A 17939-nucleotide genomic window follows, 5' to 3' on the forward strand; every position below is an offset into this window, starting at 1 on the left:
CGGCTGCCCCCGTGCTCCGAAACAAGAGGGAGAAACGATGATGAATTTCCGCAAAGCAGGCATTCTGGCCGGACTGGCGCTCGGCGTCTCGGTCTTGGCGCTGCATGCCCATGCTTCCGAACCGACGGTGCCGCCGGTGCCGCCGGAATTTCCGGCCGAAGGCAAGATCAACTATGTCGCGCGCGACTCCATTCTGGAGTTCAAGGCGCTGCCCGAATATCACGAGCCCGACTGGGTGACGAAGAATTTCGTCTCCGCCGGCAAGCTTCCCCCCGTGAAGGATCGTCTGCCGAAGGAGCCGATGGTCTTCAAGACGGGCAATATGCCCGATGGCGTCGGCGTCTACGGCGATACGATGCGCCATGTCATCGGCGGCCGGCCGGAAGGCTGGAACTACGGCGCCGGCCAGACGCAGGGCTGGGGCGGCATCGATATCGGCCTATCCGAATGCCTGACGCGCACCGCGCCGCTGTTCCAGGTGAAAGCCCAGGACACCGAGCCGCTGCCGAACCTGGCCAAGAGCTGGAATTGGTCCGAGGACGGCCACAAGCTGACCATGCATCTGATCGAAGGCGCCAAATGGTCGGACGGCGCGCCCTTCAATGCCGACGACATCATGTTCTACTGGGACGACGAAGTGATCGACCCGAACGTCTCGCCGCTCGGCGGCGGCGCATCGCCTGAGGCTTTCGGTGTCGGCACGACGCTGAAGAAGATCGACGACTACACGGTCGAATGGACCTTCAAGGAGGCCTTCCCGAAGCAATATCTCTACACGATGGCCTATCCGAACTTCTGCCCGGGTCCGTCGCATATCCTGAAGCCCCAGCACCCGAAATACTCGAAGAACACCTACGACCAGTTCAAAAACGCCTTCCCGCCGGAATATATGAACATGCCTGTGATGGGCGCCTGGGTGCCGGTGGAATATCGCTCCGACGACATCATCGTGCTGCGCCGCAACCCCTATTACTGGAAGGTCGATGAGAAGGGCAACCAGCTGCCTTATCTCAACGAGCTGCACTACAAGCTCTCGACCTGGGCTGATCGCGACGTTCAGGCCGTGGCAGGCTCCGCCGATATCTCCAACCTCGAGCAGCCGGAAAACTTCGTCGCTTCGCTGAAGCGCGCCGCAGAAAAGACTGCGCCCGCCCGACTTGCCTTCGGGCCGCGCCTGATCGGCTATAACCTGCGCATGAACTTCTCCGCCAATGGCTGGGGCAACCCGGACGAGCGCGGCCAGGCGATCCGCGAGCTCAACCGCAACGAGGACTTCCGCAAGGCCGTCACCATGGCGCTGGATCGCAAGGCGATCGGCGACTCGCTGGTCAAGGGGCCGTTCACGGCGATCTATCCCGGCGGGCTTTCCTCCGGCACCAGCTTCTACGACCGCAACTCCACCGTCTACTATCCCTTCGATCTTAAGGGCGCCAAGGCCGAGCTCGCTAAGGCCGGCCTCAAGGATACCGACGGCGACGGCATCGTGAACTTCCCGGCCGGCACGGCGGGCGGCAAGAATGTCGAAATCGTCATGCTGGTCAACAATCAGTACACGACCGACAAGAGCCTTGCCGAAGGTGTGGTCGGCCAGATGGAGAAGCTCGGGCTGAAGATCGTCCTCAATGCGCTCGACGGCGCCAAGCGTGACGATGCGCATTATGCCGGCCGCTTCGACTGGCTGATCCAGCGCAACACCACGGAACTGTCGTCGGTGGTGCAGAATACCGAGCAGCTTGCCCCGGTCGGCCCGCGCACCAGCTGGCAGCATCGCGCCGGCAAGGATGATCAGCTCGATCTGATGCCCTTCGAAAAGGAACTGGTCGACGTCGTCAACAAGTTTACGACGAGCCAGAACAATGACGAGCGCGTCAATCTGATGAAGCAGTATCAGAAGATCTCGACCGAGCACGTCAACACCGTCGGACTGACGGAATATCCGGGCGCGCTCATCATCAACAAGCGCTTCTCGAACGTTCCCCAGGGCACACCGATCTTCATGTTCAACTGGGCTGAAGATTCGGTGATCCGCGAACGCCTGTGGGTGGCCGCCGACAAGCAGGGCAAATACGAGCTGTTCCCCGAGCAGCTGCCCGGCAAGCCCGGCGACAAGGGTCCGATCAACTGATGCATTGGCATCAGGAATGAAAGAGCCAAAGCGCGTCGCTGGTGATGCGACGCGCGGGAAAAAGCTCCCTCCCAGCTGAAGCGAGAGTCAGGCCGCGCGTGGCGCGCGGCCTGATATGACCAACAAGCCGGCCGCGCCGACAAGGAGCGACTGGCAGCAAGGAGAAGCGGACCGTCCGATGTTACGATTCCTGCTCGTGCGCATAGCCTCCGCGATCCCCGTTCTGTTCATCCTGAGCGTGGTGACCTTCGCGATCATCCAGGCTCCGCCCGGTGACTATGCCGATTACATAAGATCCCAGCTGATCAACCAGGGTGGCGCCTCCTACGCCCAGGCCGAAGCGCAGGCGCAGGCCTACCGGGTCGAGCACGGCCTCGACAAGCCGCTGGTCGTGCAATACGTCAACTGGATCGGCGGCATCGTCACCCGCGGCGATTTCGGCTACAGCATGTTCTACAACAAACCGGTTGCCGACGTCGTCGGCGAGCGCCTGCCGCGGACCCTGCTGCTGGCCCTCGTCTGCCACATCTTCGCTTCCGTGCTCGGCATCGGTTTCGGCATCTGGGCGGCGACGCGCCAGTACAGCTGGATCGACAGCCTGCTTTCGGGAATTTCCTTCCTCGGCATGACGGTGCCGCGCTTCCTGATGGCGCTGATCATCGTCTATCTCCTGGTCTTCCAGTTCAACGTGTCCGAGATCGGCAGCTTCTTTTCGCCGCAATATGGCGGCGCGCCCTGGTCCTGGGGGAAGTTCGTCGATCTCGTCCGCCATGTCTGGCCGGTTGTGGCGATCGCCACCTTCGGCGGGCTTGCCTACAATATGCGCGTCATGCGCGGTAATCTGCTCGACACGCTGAATGCCCAATATGTCGAAACCGCCAAGGCCAAAGGTCTTACGGGCGGGGCGGTGGTGATGCGCCACGCCGTGCCGAACGCGCTGCATCCGCTTGTCATGTATCAGGGCGTCGTGCTGCCCTACATGCTGACCGGTGAGATCGAAACCGCGATCATCTTCGCGCTGCCGACCGTCGGGCCGGCGATCGTCGGCTCGATGGCGGTCGGCGACGTCTACGTCACCGCGACCTTCATGATGGTGCTGTCGGCAACGCTGATCGTCGGCAATATCATCGCCGACATGCTGCTCGCCTTGCTCGATCCACGCGTACGCCAATTCGGAGGAGCCTGAGATGCTTGCTTTCGACTCTTCCGACACGCCTCCGACAACCGAGCGCGCGATCAAGAAGCCTCCGCACGGCAATGAGAGCTATCTGGCGCTCGTCTGGCGCCGGCTGCGGCGCTCCTGGACCGGCATGGCCGGGCTGGTGCTCGTCGGGCTCCTGATCCTCATGGCGGTCTTTGCCGATTTCTTCGCGCCGATGGATCCGAAGGCGACCGATGTCGGCTTCGCGCCGCCGCAGGTGATGAGCTTCCACGACAAGGACGGCAATTTCGTCTTCCAGCCCCGCGTCTATGCGCTGTCGGATTCCGAGGAGCTCGACCCGGTCACCTTCCAGCCGATCGTCGGCATGGATTACGACAATCCGCGCCTGCTCGGCTTCTTCGTCAAGGGCGCCGAATACAAGCTGTTCGGCCTCATTCCGGCCGACCGCCACTTCTTCGGCTCGACCGACGGCCAGCCCGTGCATTTCCTCGGCACCGACAAGTTCGGTCGCGATGTGCTGTCGCGCGCCATCATCGGCTCGCGCATCTCGCTGATGATCGCGCTGACCGTCGTCTTCATCGTCACCCTGATCGGCACGACCGTCGGCATGGTGTCGGGCTATTTCGGCGGCACCTTCGATATCTGGGTGCAGCGCTTCGTCGAGCTGGTGCTCGCCTTCCCGCAGCTGCCGCTCTATCTGGCGCTGACCTCGCTGATCCCGGTGACGGCGCCGACCAATGTCTTCCTCGGCTTCGTGATCGTCGTGATGTCGGCGCTCGGCTGGGCGCAGATGTCACGCGAGGTGCGCGGCAAGACCCTGGCGCTCGCCCGTATCGATTACGTCAGGGCGGCGATGGCCGTCGGCGCCACCGACCGGCGCATTATCATGCAGCATATTTTCCCGAATGTGATGAGCCACGTCATCGTCGCGGTGACGCTGGCCATACCGAGCGTCGTGCTCTTGGAATCCTTCCTCGGTTTCCTGGGTTTTGCCGTCAAGCCGCCGCTGATCTCCTGGGGGCTGATGCTGCAGGATACGGCGACCTACTCGGTCATCGGTTCCTATCCCTGGATTCTCTCCCCCGTCGGCTTCGTGCTCGTCACCGTCTTCGCCTTCAATGCGCTCGGCGACGGACTGCGCGATGCTGTCGACCCCTATTGAGGTGATTGATATGGCTCTTTCCCTGGTCAATTCCTTCGCCCCACCCGTCCGTCATGACCATGATGGCCGGTCGGAGACGCCGATCATCGATGCGCGCAACGTGGCGGTGAATTTCAAGGTCGAGCATGGCATGGTCGAAGCCGTCAAGGACGTGTCCTTCCAGCTCTATCGCGGCGAGACGATCGCCATCGTCGGCGAATCCGGCTCCGGCAAATCGGTGACGGCGCGCACGGTGATGGGGCTCTTGTCGAAACGTGCCGTCGTCTCCGACAAATCGACTGTTTCCTATGACGGCAGCAATATTCTGAAATTCTCGGAGCGGGCCCGCCGCAAGCTGCGCGGCGACCGCATCTCGATGATCTTCCAGGAGCCGATGAGCTCGCTGAACCCGATCTATACGATCGGCAGCCAGATCGTCGAGGCGATCCGCGTGCATCGGCGCATGAGCCGCAGGGATGCGCAAAAGCGGGCGCTGGAACTGCTGGAACATGTGCAGATCCCCGATCCCGCCGCTCGGCTCATGCAATATCCACATCAGCTTTCCGGCGGTCAGCGCCAGCGTGTAATGATCGCCATGGCGCTCGCCAACGATCCCGATGTGTTGATCGCCGACGAGCCGACGACGGCGCTCGACGTCACCGTGCAGGCGCAGATCCTCAACCTGATCCGCAACCTGCAGAAAGAGTTGGGGATGGCGGTCATCCTCATCACCCACGACCTGACGGTGGTGCGGCAGTTCTCCGACTACGTCTATGTCATGCAGCATGGCGAAGTGCGCGAGCACAATGTCACCGAAGCGCTGTTTGCCAATCCGCAGCACGCCTATACCAAACACCTGCTCGCCTCCGAACCGCGCGGCCAGGCCAATCCGCTGCCGGAGGGATCCGATATCATCCTCGACGCCAAGGGTGTGCGCGTCGGCTTCATGATGCGCCACGGCACTTTCCTGAAGCCGGAGATGCGCGAACTCGTCGCCGTCGACAGCCTGAGCCTGACGCTGCGCCGCCACGAGACGCTCGGTCTCGTCGGCGAATCCGGCTCCGGCAAGACGACCTTCGGCCAGGCGATCCTGCGGCTCAACACGCCGCAGGCCGGCGAAATCCATTTCGACCGCCAGCCGATCCACGGCCTCTCCCGCGCCGAGATGCGCCCCTTCCGCGCCCGCATGCAGATCGTCTTTCAAGATCCGTTCTCATCGCTCAACCCGCGCATGACGATCGGCCAGATCATCGAGGAAGGCCTCGTCGTCAACCGGCTCGGCGCCACCAGGGCCGAGCGGCAGGACCGGGTGCGCGAGGCGCTTGTTGCCGCCGGCATGCCCGGCAATATCCTCTCGCGTTTCCCGCATGAATTTTCCGGCGGCCAGCGCCAGCGCATCGCCATTGCTCGCGCCATCGCGCTGGAGCCGGAATTCATCCTGCTCGACGAACCGACATCGGCCCTCGACCTCTCCGTCCAGGCGCAGATCATCGAACTCTTGCGCAAGCTGCAGGACGAGCGGGGCCTCAGCTACCTCTTCATCTCCCACGACCTCAAGGTTGTGAGGGCGCTCTGCCACCGCGTCATCGTCATGCAGCATGGCAAGATCGTCGAGGAAGGTCCCGTCAACGAAGTTCTCACCCATCCCAAGACCGCCTACACCGAACGGCTCGTCAAGGCCGCTTTCGAGGTAGCATGATTGACCCGCATGCCGGAGGTTATAATGGCTGCAAATCCCAAAATCACGTTCATCGGAGCAGGCTCCACCGTCTTCATGAAGAACATCATCGGCGACGTGCTGCAGCGTCCGGCGCTCTCGGGCGCAACGATCGCCCTTATGGACCTCAATCCGCAGCGGTTGGAAGAAAGCGCCATCGTCGTCAACAAGCTGATCTCGACGCTCGGTGTCAAGGCCAGGGCCGAGACCTATTCCGACCAGCGCAAGGCGCTGGCCGGCGCCGATTTCGTCGTCGTCGCCTTCCAGATCGGCGGCTATGAGCCCTGCACCGTCACCGATTTCGAGGTGCCGAAGAAATACGGCCTGCGCCAGACGATCGCCGACACGCTCGGCGTCGGCGGCATCATGCGCGGCCTGCGCACCGTGCCGCATCTCTGGAAGGTCTGCGAGGATATGCTCGCCGTCTGCCCGCAAGCGATCATGCTGCAATATGTCAACCCGATGGCGATCAACACCTGGGCGATCGCCGAGAAATACCCGACCATTCGCCAAGTCGGCCTCTGCCACTCGGTGCAGGGCACGGCGATGGAGCTCGCCCACGATCTCGACATTCCCTACGAGGAAATCCGCTACCGCGCCGCCGGCATCAACCACATGGCCTTCTATCTCAAATTCGAGCATCGCCAGGCCGACGGCTCCTACCGCAACCTCTATCCCGATCTCTTGCGCGCCTATCGTGAGGGCAGGGCGCCGAAGCCCGGCTGGAACCCGCGCTGCCCGAACAAGGTGCGCTACGAGATGCTGACGCGGCTCGGCTATTTCGTCACCGAAAGCTCGGAGCATTTCGCCGAATACACGCCCTATTTTATCAAGGAGGGCCGCGATGACCTGATCGAGAAATTCGGCATTCCGCTCGATGAATATCCGAAGCGCTGCATCGAGCAGATCGAGCGCTGGAAGGGCCAGGCGGAGGCCTACCGCAGCGCCGACAAGATCGAGGTTCAGCCATCGAAGGAATATGCCTCCTCGATCATCAACTCGGTCTGGACCGGCGAACCCTCGGTGATCTACGGCAACGTCCGCAACAATGGCTGCATCACCTCGCTGCCGGAAAATTGCGCCGCCGAAGTGCCCTGCCTCGTCGACGCCTCCGGCATCCAGCCGACCTTCATCGGCGACCTGCCGCCGCAGCTGACCGCGCTGATCCGCACCAATATCAACGTGCAGGAGCTGACGGTGCAGGCGCTGATGACCGAAAATCGCGAGCACATCTACCACGCCGCGATGATGGATCCGCACACCGCCGCCGAACTCGACCTCGACCAGATCTGGTCGCTGGTCGACGACCTGCTCGCCACCCACGGCGACTGGCTGCCGGAATGGGCCCGCACAACGAAAAAAGTCCAGGCCGCCTGACCGCCTCTCCCTGGTCGGGCATCAAGGAGCCCCGCGGTGGCAACAACCGCGGGGCTTTTGCTTGGGGGCGCCTGTCGGCATGCATTTGCCGGAAACTCTAAATCCCCGACCCATCCAGCTGCTCGTCGTCATCGCCTTCCCAGGGCGAAGGCATCGAGGTGCGATTGGCCGATGGCATCGGCATCCAACACTTCAACTCCGGCTCGGCATATTCGATGATGTGCCCGGGCGACGAATCAGACGCGCGCCACCCTTCTCCCGCGAATTGATCGCCATGCGACCAATAGGCGAGGTCAACCTCCGCCGGCCCCTGCTCGGACGCCCGGATCGTCACCAGGATCCGGCTGCCGTCCTTCGGTGCGGTTGCCATATTGCGCCAGCGGTCTGGTTCATCCATCGATTTTCCTCCTGCCTTGCTGCTGGTGCAAGTGTTGCCTTGTCATCGAAGGCGGTCAACCCAAACTTTGCGGAGCCCTCGTCTGTCCGATCCAAAGAATCTTTCCTGATCAATTCTCTTCAAACGGAGGATGCAAATGCGGTACCTGAACCGATCTGGTCGTGCTACGCATCGGACATGGGATTCGGGGTCTTCATCCACCGCTCAGATTCGATCTACGACAACAGCCCGGCAGAACAATATCAGTTCCCGAGTCAATATCTCGGTCGCGTGCAAGCTTGCCTCGGAGACTGGACTATTTATTACGAGCCGCGCAAGGTTGCGGTGACCCGCGGCTATTTTGCTGTCGCCAAGGTAGCCAAGGTCATTCCGGATCCGAAGGCGTCCGGCATGTATCTGGCACTCATCGAGCCTGGCAGTTACCTCGATTTCGTCAATGCCGTTCCGTTTAGCGGGCCGGACGGTGTCATTGAGCGGGGGGTGCTGAATGAGGAGGGGCGGATTCCGGTCGAGCACAGGCCGCTGTACGCCCGATATCCACTGCAGATTTCAATCGGATCGTGTTGATTGGCTTAGATGAGCATGAGCCTGAGCTGCCTCGGTTGGATGAGCCAGGAGCAGCGCCCCGTGCCGACGGATTTGGAGACAGAGCTCAAGCGCTCTTCACATTCGACCACGACCGCGATCGAGTTATGCAGCTGTCGTCGCGGATAGTGCGCAATCGGCTATTTCGCCGACTTGTGCTGCAGGCCTATGACAAACGGTGCGCAATCACCGGACTGAAGCTGATAAACGGCGGCGGGCGTGCGGAAGTCGACGCTGCGCATATCCGCCCCATGGAGGCAAATGGACCCGATATTCTCACGAACGGCATTGCTCTTTCTGGTACCGCACACTGGATGTTCGACCGCGGGCTGATCGGCCTCTCGGATGAACTCGATATCCTAATCTCCCGGCAAGCCAACGATCGGGAAAGTATCCGAAGCCTGATCAACAATCTGGAAAGGCGATTGTGCCGCCCCGGCAGTTCGAGCGGCCACATCCTCATTTTCTCCAGTGGCATCGCCAATATTGCTTCAAGCAGTAGCAAAGATAGCCCGGATCGTTTGAGCCGTTAGTGCCGCGAGAGCTACCTAAAAACCGCCGCTGCCGACGAGCGTTTTAGAGGCCTTCTGCCGCGCTATAGACCAAGTCATTTACCGCCCGCTTGCCAAAAAACCGTAATTGCGTCACCTAAATCACCCATCGACAGAGCTGGCATAAGAATTGGATCCACGCTGAATGCGCATAGCATGCGTTTTTCTTGGTGCATTTCTTGTCATACGAAAACGTCTTTCGGCGTGGCGGCCTGCATATTGAGCAAATCCTATCCTCCGATAGGTGCTAGTTACGACGTGCGGGAAGTCCAAATCCAATAGGCATTACTTATCGGGAGGCGTTGCCCGCCAATCAGGTCAAAAGCGTTGTCAAACCGAACACCTCTGGCGCCTTGCAGCGGTTCAGGGCATCCTATGATGGCTGAAAATTGTGTTTTGGCAGTTGGAGGAATGCCGATGCGCTGCTTTACCGTGCTTGGACCTTCGCAGACCGGAAAATCGACAGTCGTGGAAAAGCTCGGCTCGCTGGAGGGGACGCCGAGAAAATCCAGCTCCCCTTACGGATTGAACCTCACAGAGTTCACCTTCGGAAACGAGGCGTGGTGTGCACTGGATGCGCCAGGACCCAACGAAGCGTTGGCGCATGCGCAGCACGCGCTTCTTGCCAGCGACGCCTGCATATTGTGCGTTTCATCGGCACCCGAGGAGGCTGTGCTCGCCGCGCCCTATCTCAGGATAATCGAGGCCTCGGGGACGCCTTGCATCCTCTTCGTCAACCGGATGGACGAACCGAGAGGGCGGTTGAGGGACGTGATCGCCGCGCTTCAAGACTACGCCAGCCACACCCTTTTGCTTCGCCAGATCCCGATCCGCGAGGGAGACAGGATCATTGGCAGTTGCGATCTGATTTCGGAGCGGGCGTGGCGCTACCGGGAAGGCCAGCCTTCGGCGCTGATCGCAATCCCCGAAAGCACTGCCGAACGCGAGCACGAAGCGCGCACCGAGCTCCTGGAACACCTGTCCGAATTTGATGACTGGCTTCTCGAGGAACTGATCGAGGACCGCGAGCCATCCAGCGACGCGCTCTATGCCATTTCATCACGGGTTCTCAGGGAAAATAGAATTGTCCCGGTCCTCATCGGTGCTGCAAGTCACGGCAACGGCATGATGAGGCTGATGAAGGCGCTGCGCCACGAGGCGCCGCCGGTAGGCGTTCTTCGGCAGCGTCTCGCTCATGCGGGAACTGTCGATGAAGGCAAGCTGGTGGCCGTGAGCTTCCATGCCTATCATCGCCAGAATGTCGGCAAGACGGTGCTCGTGCGCGCACTTGGCGAGGGACTGCGGCAAGGCGCTTCGCTCGGCGGCTCCGGCCTCGGCGCCGTCCAAAATCTCGCAAACGGGCGGTCCAATTCGGCGGTTCTGCCGGCGCCGGGAGATGTCTTCGCGACGATCAAGTCCGACCACCTGCCCGTCCCTTCGCTGTTGACCTCCGGCGCGGTGGTCGCCCCGCCTGAGTGGACGGAACCACCGACGCCGATGCTTGAAAGGATCCTGGTTCCGGGCAGCGAGCGCGATGAAAACAAACTTTCCGAAACGCTGGCGAAACTGTCCGAGACGGATCGCGGCCTGAAAGTCTTGCAGGAGGAAGGCACGGGCGCTCAACTCGTCCGCGCCCAAGGGCCGGTGCATCTGCGTGATCTCTGCCGAACGCTGGCGGAAGTCTTTCACATCTCGGTGACCGACCGAACGCCCAGCCCAATCTACCGCGAGACGATCGCGAAACCATCGGAGGTTCATTACCGCCATCGCAAACAGACCGGCGGTGCCGGGCAATTCGCGGATGTGAAGTTGAGCATTCACCCCAACGAGCGCGGCCAGGGCTTCTCCTTTGGCGAAAGCATCAAGGGCGGCGCCGTTCCGCGCAATTACTTCCCCGCCGTCGAAGCGGGCGCGCGCGAAGCAATGGAGAAAGGACCGCTAGGCTTCGAAGTCATCGATGTCGGCGTAACGCTGTTGGATGGTCAGCACCATGCCGTCGACAGTTCGGAACACGCCTTCCGGACTGCGTCGAAAATGGGGGTGCGACAGGCGCTCTCCGAAGGATCGCCCGTCTTGATGCAGCCGGTCTTCCGCACGGAGTTCCACATCCCGTCGGTCTATTCAGGCAGCCTTGTCCAGATCGTCGCCGCTCTCAACGGTCAGGTTCTCGGCTTCGACCGTGATGAAACCGCCAAGGGATGGGATATCTTCCGGGCGCTCGTTCCGGGCGGCGCACTTGAAGATCTGGCGCGGGCGCTGCGCTCGGCGACGCAGGGCATTGGTTATTTTTCAAAGACCTTCGATCACTTCGAGGAACTATACGGCAAGGAAGCGGACGCCATTGTGAGGGCAAAGGAGAAAGCAGGCACCGCACACTGAAACGTTCGCGCCATTTCAAGGCGCTCAAGCATGATCGGATCGAACCGAGCTCAAGAGCGGCAAGGCAGTCGGGATCGGTGTCGGTGAATTGAGCAGGGAACCTTCGAAGGGGGCGAAACGTTATGCGCCTCATTGCTGGAGACTGGCTAATGTACATCGTTGTTGGCGGGACAGGCCACGTCGGTTCCGCCGTGGCAAAGACACTGCTCGATGAAGGCGAGGCCGTTACCATCGTCACGCGAGACCGTGAGAAGGCCGGCGCATGGCAACGGCGGGGCGCGGAGGTCGCCGTCGCCGACGTCCACGACGTAGCCTCGCTGCGTGAGGTGTTCTGCCGCGGGCAGCGGGCCTTCCTACTGAACCCGAACGCTGACATTTCGAGCGATACGGATCAGGAGGAGCGCGAGACCGTGCGCTGCCTGCTTGAGGCGATCGAAGGGTCCGGACTGGAGAAGGTCGTGGCGCAATCAACCTTGGGCGCGCAGCCGGGCAAGGAATGCGGCGATCTCAACGTCCTTTACGAACTGGAAGTGGGCCTGAGGAACCAGCCGATTTCTACCAGTGTCATCCGCGCAGCCTACTACTACAGCAATTGGGATATGATGTTGGAGTCTGTCATGAAGGACGGGGTGCTATCAACCATGCTCCCTGCCGACCTCAAGCTCCCGATGGTCGCGCCGGAGGATCTGGGAAGGGTGGCCGCGCGGCTCCTGCAGGCGCCGATCGAACAGATCGGCGTATACCCCGTAGAGGGGCCGGAACGGAACTCCCCCAATGATGTCGCCGCAGCCTTCGCTTCCGCACTTGGCCGGGCGGTTCGCGTCGACGTGATCCCGCGTGAAACCTGGGAAGACGCATACCGCAGCTTGGGCTTCTCCGACGCGGCGGCTCATTCATATGCAAGGATGACGGCTCTCACCGCTGACGGTCCCGAATATCCCGAGGATCCAATTCGAGGATCGATCTCGCTCCAGACCTACATAGGCAAGCTCGTCGCGGCTAAAATACCATAATTGCGCCACCACCGCCGCCAGCCCGTGGGGCTATCCTTTGAGGTGAGTGATTACTGACTAATCCTTAAGGCGGTCCATATTGCGAGACCAAGGGAAAGAAATCACCGGTTTCTGCGCAACGGGCGTATGTTCGCTTGGTGCTTCCTGTTCAGCAGGTCCGGCATCGCGCAGTGCCTCGCGAAGAGCCTGACCTTGCGGATGATCGCCGAAGTGCTCCAGAAAGCTCGAAATCGGCCATCTCGTCTCCGTGCCGCCGGAGGCGTCGTTGGCGTGATGGATCACGATATGCTGGTCCGCGGTTTCGGCATGAGCGAGATACCATTTGTCTCCGTTTGCGCTCGCTGCGAATTCTTTTGGTGCTTCTGGCATTCCAGCCTCCTCTGATGGTGCCCATTATTGTGCCGCTTCCCGGCGCACTGTCGCCCATCTATGGTTCGGCAAGTGCAGCAAAGGGGATCGAGTGAACGGCTTGGTCGCTCTGCCGGGCGACCCCGATGATATATCAAAGCAGCAGATACATCTGCCGGGGGCATTCCGACGCCGTTGACTTCCTGCGCCGCCGACGCTGCGCCAAGGGCGATGAGAAGCTCGTCTAGCTGTTCGAACCGCTCCGACATGCACCTCCCATCCGGGTGGCAATGGCTTCGTCGAATTAGTAACTCACCACGCGTCTGTTCAAGCGCCCGTGGGCGACTTAACCACAACGGCTGATCGGATCCCCTGTACCCGTTTGCGATTTTTTTCGAACTCCGCGGATGATTTCGAGGACAGTGGTGTTTTTCCAAAGTGCCGGCTGAGTTCGATGGAAAGGGCGGCGGGCGAGGTCATTCCATCATTATAGAGATTGAACAGCAATTTGACCGCGATGTTGTAATATTTCGGATCTGCGAGGCTACTTGTGGAATCGTATCCGGCGTCGTCGAGGACGCCTTGCAATACAGCCAGGTCAGAGGTCCGCACGGAGATGTTGAGATTGGAAGACATGCTGTCCTCCTTCAATTTGGGGCGAAGGGACAACCGACCTCCACGCAGTAGCGCCCTGAGAAACAGCTACTGAAGATGCATCCTGCGCCTAATCAATGCGGCTGGCAAACTAAATATTCCGGGGTAGCAGGAAGCGGTCAGGCTTATGCGTTCGAATGTAGTTATTCTCGCAATCATCGTTTCCCGGTTCGATAGTCACCGCGCCAAAAGACGTTCCTCGCTGAATCGCCCGCGGCGTCATCAATTTTTCTTGTCCGCAGGCGGGTGCACAGCTCGCGTGGCGCCTCCTTCGTTTTCCCATGATGCCAAAGCCTCAGGATCGGCATGCAGCTTCCGCCGCCTCGAAGAGGGGTAGGTGGGCGCCGGGATCGTCGCCGCCCTGATGCGTCTAATCACCATCACCTCTTCGTGATGGTCGCCATTTTCTGAAGCAACGAGATCTGTCGTCGCATAGTCCGCTCGCTTGAGGATGGACCGCAGCCGCCAATTCTCGTCGCGTTTCGCAGCAGTTCCAGTCGTGATGATTACTACCATAACCATCCTCTCAAAATTAAACTAATGATGACGGCGAAGCTCGCCAGGATGGAAGCCCTGAATAAGAAGTCGCCGTAAGCCACGGTATGGGAAGAGTGCTTGAAGGTGGAAGACATCTTGTCCTCCTTTGATTGGGGCGAAGGGAGCCACCCCTTGATCGGCAGCGCCCGTTTCATTGGCTGCCGATATGCGAATATGCGCCTCCATTGCGCTTTATCCAAGGCAAAAGCGACGAACGCTGTGCAAGGCGCCTCTATAATTTTCCGTCCCGGGGCCACTCGGTCACGGGGCGAGAGGCGCGGGCTTTGTCTTAGCTCGTTCGGCGACGACAACAAGTTGACGGCCGCGATAATACCGGGCGGCCCCGAATTGAATCCTACTTTCGCCGCCTGTGTGATATAGTCTCTTATGACCTATTCTCCGAAGGACCTGGAACTCGCGCGCCGGCAAGTGATTGTCGACCGGCAGATGATTTGCGCTCAGCAGGGCCTGATCGACGGAATGCTGGCGCGAGGCGAGCCTGCCGGGCTGGCCAGGGAAAGGCTGGTCAAGTTGACAGAGGATTTGCGCAACCACTGCTTCCATCAGGATCTGATTCAGGCGTCGATCCGATTGGAGCGCTGAGCCAGCCGCCGCCCACGGGGGCGGTCGGCGGGTCTAATCCTTGTTCATTCCCCAGCTTTTTCGTCACGCTCCTCGGCACGCCTCACGGCTTCCCGGGTGGCGATCTTCTTGCTGTGATCGGTCCGCGCCTGCTCGAGTTCACCCATTGTAGGAAGATCCCGGACAGCCAGGCTCTCATCTTCGGTCTCAGTGCTTCGGCGCTTTGTGACTCGATGCCGCGGGTTCTTTGCTTCACGCAGTTCGTCAACTGCGCGCGCTTCCTCGGACGGCACGGCGAGGTCGGTGCGTGCGGCGACGGCATGGGCGATCAATTCCTTCGCGGAGGGATTGCCGTCTGGACGCTTGCCGTTAGCGCCGAAGTCGTGGCGGTCACTTGCGGTAGGGGGCTTGGCGTTGTTATGTCTCGACATTTGAAGGCCTCTTTTTCATGAAGTCATGAGCCTGCCGTTCGCGCGGGACGCGCTTTCGCGGCCGAGTTCCTGCTTGTCGAGCAGGCTGGCGAAGGTAGTGTATATTTCTGCAAAATCCGATCCTTTGAATTAAGGTATCTTGTATTTCATGAAAATAGCGCAATAAAAAGGCGAATACGGCTTTATTGGATGGCTAGTTTAATTTAGATTTTCTACCAATAATATTTTAAATTTGACCAATCGAGTCTAAATAAAACCTTCATTTTAGGATTTTGTCCCAGTTGTGACGCAATTGGGGCGTAAGAGTCCCCTGTCGTCGTTTGGCCCTGTGGTTCTCGTCCGTGTCAGAGACTTGAACACCATCATCGCTCCGAATTCCGATCGCCATGCCAATGCCCTTTAGGAAGTATTAGCGGGCCTTGGCTAACCGCCTTCAACTGGAGCCTGTCACCATGTCCGACCTATCCTCCACACGCACGACGGACACCATCGTTCACTTCTCCACCCCTTTCGCGCTTCCCGATCTTGTTGGTGAGGTGCATCCGGCCGGCGATTACAAGATCGCGCAGGATGAGGAGCGCATCGAAGGCCTGTCGTGGCTTGCCTACCGCCGCACCGCAACCTACATTCATCTGCCGTCGATTGCGCAGGGCAACCGCTTGCGCAGGATCGTCCGGATCGAGCCGACGGCGCTCGCTGATCTCTTGGCGGCGACGAATGCGACGCAGGAGCTGTCCCGATGAACGCCATCGAAAACCGTGAGAAAGCGCTTGAGGAGATCTATTTCCTGAACTCGGAAATGGCCTTCAAGGTGCGATCGCGCCGCGACCGTCTACTGGCGGTCTGGGTCTGCGGCATAACAGGCGCTGCCGATGTCAAAGCCTATGTCGGAGAGATCGTCGATCTCAGGATGTCAGGGGCTGACGATGAAGCCGTGATTGCCAAAATCCTTGCAGATTTGCGCTCGACCGGAAATGATCTCGATGAAAGAGCCTTGCGGGAGCGCATGGAGGCTTTGAGCGCTGCCGCCACGCAGGATATCGCCCGGCAACCCTCTTTATGATCGGGAGATCCATCTGCCGCTAGCGAAAGCTGTCCCGGGTTTGGCTAGCGGCCGGGCCGGAATACGACGCAGCCGCGCCATGGAAATAGTGCCGGACGGACTTGCCTCATAAATCCGGCGACAGTTCATTGTGAACCTTGCGCACGCCGTTGGTTCTCAGTGTAATCTCCTCGGCCCGTGACACCTCCGCTTTCAAATGCACCCATCCGGCCAGCGTGATGTCGCGGCCGTGCGCGGTGACGAAGATATAGCTGGGGTCGAGATCGCCGGCATGGGCGAGCGCGCTGTAGACGGCCGATTCAAGATCGCCCTGGTCGGGACAGCGGGTCGCCACGCGGCCCGCGACACTGAGGTGTTTTCTGTCGACTGACATGGGTTCGGCTCCTGCACGGCCTTTCCGGGTGTAAAAGTCTACCGGCGGATATCCTGCGCCGTCAGGGTATATCGGTCTTTGCCGCTGCGGCCATAGGCATGGGTAGCCGCTTCGAGAATGATCTCGCGCGCCATGTCGAAGGCTCTCAGGCACTCGTCCTCGGAGCGGCCGGGCTGGCTCGCGGTCCGCAAGGCGTTAGCTTCGACCAAAAACCGCACTTCGAACATGCCGTCATAACCGGAGAAGCGGACCGCATTCCGGCTCTCATCAAAACTGCGGCTTTTATTGGGAAAGGTCAGTGTCACGCATTCTCTCCCGGATGGTCATTAATGCCATGCATTAGGACTGTAGCAAGAACATGTTGTTGGGGACGAAGTAGCCGATCTCGCCTGAGGCGCGGCAAGGCTGCTCAAACTGCCGGTGTGCTACGGATGCAGAAACACCATCATCCTCGGGTCGCCCGAATTCCCGCGAACGGCTGCACTTCGCAGTTCCGCTCCTCTAGAAATATAGGGCGCGGCATTCGAATTGCAATGTAGGGGCCGGGTGGCCAGAATCTGCCGAGAGCGTGGGAGGCGCCGGACAGGGACTTCCGCTGCTCTTTAATCGCTCATGCAGGCACCACTGCGAAGCTGGTACGGACGATTGCAGTCCCAGCCGTTGCCCGCCGAGTTAAGATGTGCGTTTTCGGGAAGCTTGACCTGCAGGCATTGATTGCTCGTCATCTCGAAGCCTCGGTCGCATTTCCATTTTTGCCCGTGGGACGTGTCGACGAAGATGGCATTCTCCGGAACCTGGACGGCGGCACACGCCTGATCCTTCTTTTCAAAGCCTCTATCGCACCTCCACTCATTTCCGCCGGTTGTCAGATAGGCGTGGGCAGGGAGTTCGAGCTTGAGGCATGCTTGTTGTGTCGCGCGATAACCTCTTTCGCATTCCCAGCCGGATTCTGTGGTGTTATCGGACAGGAATGCTTTCTCCGGGACTTTAATAAGGTCGCAACCCACATTGGTTTGACGGTAACCACGCAGGCATTTCCAGCGGTCGCCGGAAGATGGGTCGAGATATGCATTGGTCGGGATTTGGACGGTGAGGCACTGGTCCCCCTTCTCGAGAAAGCCGTAATGGCAATCCCAGCCATTGCCAAAGGAGGAGTTCGTCAGAAACGCGTTGGCTGGAGGCTGCACCTCGAAGCAGGTGTCATCCCGCCTTCGAAAACCAAGATTGCATTCCCAGCCGGAGCCGTATCGGCTTGCCTGGGCATTTTCAGGCACCGGCCTTGCGGTCTTGCCGAACGCCGAGGAGCTGAGTCCCGATGCAGATTGCAGGAGGACGGTCATCGTGAGGGCCAGCGCCCTGTAATATGATTGGCGCATGAGTTGTCTCCAAGGGCCTGCATCTGCAATCTCCAGGTCCGGATTCCGAGATACAACGCTGATGGTTAAAGAGGGAAAGACAGATACGGTGCTACCAGAGCCTTGGCTTTTTCTCGGGAGCTTTCTGA

At 60.1% G+C, this 17939-nt stretch carries 17 protein-coding genes and 1 pseudogene; 11 read left to right on the top strand and 7 right to left on the bottom strand.

What is annotated here, in order from left to right; translation table 11 throughout:
* Positions 1-37: 37 nt before the first annotated feature.
* From PYR71_RS06825 to PYR71_RS06845, 5 genes are all read left to right on the top strand, one after another.
* On the top strand, positions 38-2125 hold the full coding sequence (locus tag PYR71_RS06825) for an ABC transporter substrate-binding protein (RefSeq protein WP_275618737.1): 2088 nt from the start codon (positions 38-40) through the stop codon (positions 2123-2125).
* 178 nt (positions 2126-2303) lie between these two features.
* Positions 2304-3311 (top strand): ABC transporter permease, encoded by a 1008-nt coding sequence (locus PYR71_RS06830; protein WP_275618738.1) that lies wholly within the window; start codon positions 2304-2306, stop codon positions 3309-3311.
* Position 3312: 1 nt separating this feature from the next.
* Entirely contained in the window at positions 3313-4449 is a 1137-nt protein-coding gene (locus tag PYR71_RS06835; protein ID WP_275618739.1) for an ABC transporter permease, read from the top strand.
* Between the two features lie 10 nt (positions 4450-4459).
* Positions 4460-6127 carry an ABC transporter ATP-binding protein gene (locus tag PYR71_RS06840; RefSeq protein ID WP_086156553.1) on the top strand — a complete coding sequence of 556 codons (1668 nt, stop codon included), beginning with the start codon at positions 4460-4462 and terminating at the stop codon, positions 6125-6127.
* A gap of 24 nt (positions 6128-6151) precedes the next feature.
* Entirely contained in the window at positions 6152-7522 is a 1371-nt protein-coding gene (locus PYR71_RS06845) for an alpha-glucosidase/alpha-galactosidase (protein ID WP_275618740.1), read from the top strand.
* 97 nt (positions 7523-7619) lie between these two features.
* Here PYR71_RS06845 and PYR71_RS06850 read toward each other — a convergent pair whose 3' ends face one another.
* A complete protein-coding gene (locus tag PYR71_RS06850) occupies positions 7620-7919 on the bottom strand; it encodes a hypothetical protein (protein ID WP_009986922.1) in 300 nt (99 codons plus the stop codon).
* A 177-nt stretch (positions 7920-8096) separates the two neighbouring features.
* Between PYR71_RS06850 and PYR71_RS06855 the strand changes: the two are divergent.
* From PYR71_RS06855 to PYR71_RS06865, 3 genes and pseudogenes are all read left to right on the top strand, one after another.
* A pseudogene (locus PYR71_RS06855) lies at positions 8097-9006 on the top strand (HNH endonuclease).
* Between the two features lie 466 nt (positions 9007-9472).
* Complete coding sequence (locus PYR71_RS06860) at positions 9473-11434, top strand: elongation factor G (protein ID WP_275618741.1); 1962 nt, start codon at positions 9473-9475, stop codon at positions 11432-11434.
* A gap of 149 nt (positions 11435-11583) precedes the next feature.
* Entirely contained in the window at positions 11584-12447 is an 864-nt protein-coding gene (locus PYR71_RS06865; protein ID WP_275618742.1) for an NmrA family NAD(P)-binding protein, read from the top strand.
* A gap of 57 nt (positions 12448-12504) precedes the next feature.
* Here PYR71_RS06865 and PYR71_RS06870 read toward each other — a convergent pair whose 3' ends face one another.
* Positions 12505-12816 (bottom strand): hypothetical protein, encoded by a 312-nt coding sequence (locus tag PYR71_RS06870; protein ID WP_275618743.1) that lies wholly within the window; start codon positions 12814-12816, stop codon positions 12505-12507.
* A gap of 306 nt (positions 12817-13122) precedes the next feature.
* A complete protein-coding gene (locus PYR71_RS06875; RefSeq protein ID WP_096477649.1) occupies positions 13123-13431 on the bottom strand; it encodes a hypothetical protein in 309 nt (102 codons plus the stop codon).
* A gap of 942 nt (positions 13432-14373) precedes the next feature.
* Between PYR71_RS06875 and PYR71_RS06880 the strand changes: the two genes are divergently transcribed.
* A complete protein-coding gene (locus PYR71_RS06880; protein WP_096477652.1) occupies positions 14374-14589 on the top strand; it encodes a hypothetical protein in 216 nt (71 codons plus the stop codon).
* Positions 14590-14633: 44 nt separating this feature from the next.
* Here the strand turns inward: PYR71_RS06880 and PYR71_RS06885 are convergent, their stop codons facing one another.
* A complete protein-coding gene (locus PYR71_RS06885; protein ID WP_275618744.1) occupies positions 14634-14999 on the bottom strand; it encodes a hypothetical protein in 366 nt (121 codons plus the stop codon).
* 452 nt (positions 15000-15451) lie between these two features.
* On the opposite strand from PYR71_RS06885, the gene PYR71_RS06890 reads away from it, so the two are divergent.
* Positions 15452-15742, top strand: coding sequence for a hypothetical protein (locus PYR71_RS06890; RefSeq protein WP_275618745.1), 291 nt, complete (start codon positions 15452-15454; stop codon positions 15740-15742).
* Positions 15739-16062, top strand: a complete 324-nt coding sequence (locus tag PYR71_RS06895; RefSeq protein ID WP_275618746.1) for an ATPase inhibitor subunit zeta — start codon at positions 15739-15741, stop codon at positions 16060-16062. The genes PYR71_RS06890 and PYR71_RS06895 overlap by 4 nt, the downstream gene beginning before the upstream one ends.
* A gap of 106 nt (positions 16063-16168) precedes the next feature.
* Here PYR71_RS06895 and PYR71_RS06900 read toward each other — a convergent pair whose 3' ends face one another.
* The 3 genes from PYR71_RS06900 to PYR71_RS06910 all read right to left on the bottom strand — a co-directional run bounded on the left by PYR71_RS06900 (position 16169) and on the right by PYR71_RS06910 (position 17811).
* On the bottom strand, positions 16169-16435 hold the full coding sequence (locus PYR71_RS06900) for a BON domain-containing protein (RefSeq protein WP_096477656.1): 267 nt from the start codon (positions 16433-16435) through the stop codon (positions 16169-16171).
* Between the two features lie 38 nt (positions 16436-16473).
* Positions 16474-16740, bottom strand: a complete 267-nt coding sequence (locus tag PYR71_RS06905; RefSeq protein WP_096477657.1) for a DUF1488 family protein — start codon at positions 16738-16740, stop codon at positions 16474-16476.
* Between the two features lie 297 nt (positions 16741-17037).
* Entirely contained in the window at positions 17038-17811 is a 774-nt protein-coding gene (locus PYR71_RS06910; RefSeq protein ID WP_275618747.1) for a hypothetical protein, read from the bottom strand.
* Positions 17812-17939: the final 128 nt, after the last annotated feature.

Source organism: Rhizobium mulingense (assembly GCF_029194105.1).
In the GTDB taxonomy this organism is placed as follows: Bacteria; Pseudomonadota; Alphaproteobacteria; order Rhizobiales; family Rhizobiaceae; genus Rhizobium; species Rhizobium mulingense.

What these genes read in the sequence shown, in the direction of transcription:
- PYR71_RS06830 (WP_275618738.1), top strand. Translation starts at nt 2,304, where the DNA reads ATGTTACGATTCCTGCTCGTGCGCATAGCCTCCGCGATCCCCGTTCTG.
- PYR71_RS06885 (WP_275618744.1), bottom strand. Translation starts at nt 14,999, where the DNA reads ATGTCGAGACATAACAACGCCAAGCCCCCTACCGCAAGTGACCGCCAC.
- PYR71_RS06910 (WP_275618747.1), bottom strand. Translation starts at nt 17,811, where the DNA reads ATGCGCCAATCATATTACAGGGCGCTGGCCCTCACGATGACCGTCCTC.
- PYR71_RS06890 (WP_275618745.1), top strand. Translation starts at nt 15,452, where the DNA reads ATGTCCGACCTATCCTCCACACGCACGACGGACACCATCGTTCACTTC.
- PYR71_RS06860 (WP_275618741.1), top strand. Translation starts at nt 9,473, where the DNA reads ATGCGCTGCTTTACCGTGCTTGGACCTTCGCAGACCGGAAAATCGACA.
- PYR71_RS06845 (WP_275618740.1), top strand. Translation starts at nt 6,152, where the DNA reads ATGGCTGCAAATCCCAAAATCACGTTCATCGGAGCAGGCTCCACCGTC.
- PYR71_RS06895 (WP_275618746.1), top strand. Translation starts at nt 15,739, where the DNA reads ATGAACGCCATCGAAAACCGTGAGAAAGCGCTTGAGGAGATCTATTTC.
- PYR71_RS06870 (WP_275618743.1), bottom strand. Translation starts at nt 12,816, where the DNA reads ATGCCAGAAGCACCAAAAGAATTCGCAGCGAGCGCAAACGGAGACAAA.
- PYR71_RS06825 (WP_275618737.1), top strand. Translation starts at nt 38, where the DNA reads ATGATGAATTTCCGCAAAGCAGGCATTCTGGCCGGACTGGCGCTCGGC.
- PYR71_RS06900 (WP_096477656.1), bottom strand. Translation starts at nt 16,435, where the DNA reads ATGTCAGTCGACAGAAAACACCTCAGTGTCGCGGGCCGCGTGGCGACC.
- PYR71_RS06840 (WP_086156553.1), top strand. Translation starts at nt 4,460, where the DNA reads ATGGCTCTTTCCCTGGTCAATTCCTTCGCCCCACCCGTCCGTCATGAC.
- PYR71_RS06850 (WP_009986922.1), bottom strand. Translation starts at nt 7,919, where the DNA reads ATGGATGAACCAGACCGCTGGCGCAATATGGCAACCGCACCGAAGGAC.
- PYR71_RS06835 (WP_275618739.1), top strand. Translation starts at nt 3,313, where the DNA reads ATGCTTGCTTTCGACTCTTCCGACACGCCTCCGACAACCGAGCGCGCG.
- PYR71_RS06880 (WP_096477652.1), top strand. Translation starts at nt 14,374, where the DNA reads ATGACCTATTCTCCGAAGGACCTGGAACTCGCGCGCCGGCAAGTGATT.
- PYR71_RS06865 (WP_275618742.1), top strand. Translation starts at nt 11,584, where the DNA reads ATGTACATCGTTGTTGGCGGGACAGGCCACGTCGGTTCCGCCGTGGCA.
- PYR71_RS06875 (WP_096477649.1), bottom strand. Translation starts at nt 13,431, where the DNA reads ATGTCTTCCAATCTCAACATCTCCGTGCGGACCTCTGACCTGGCTGTA.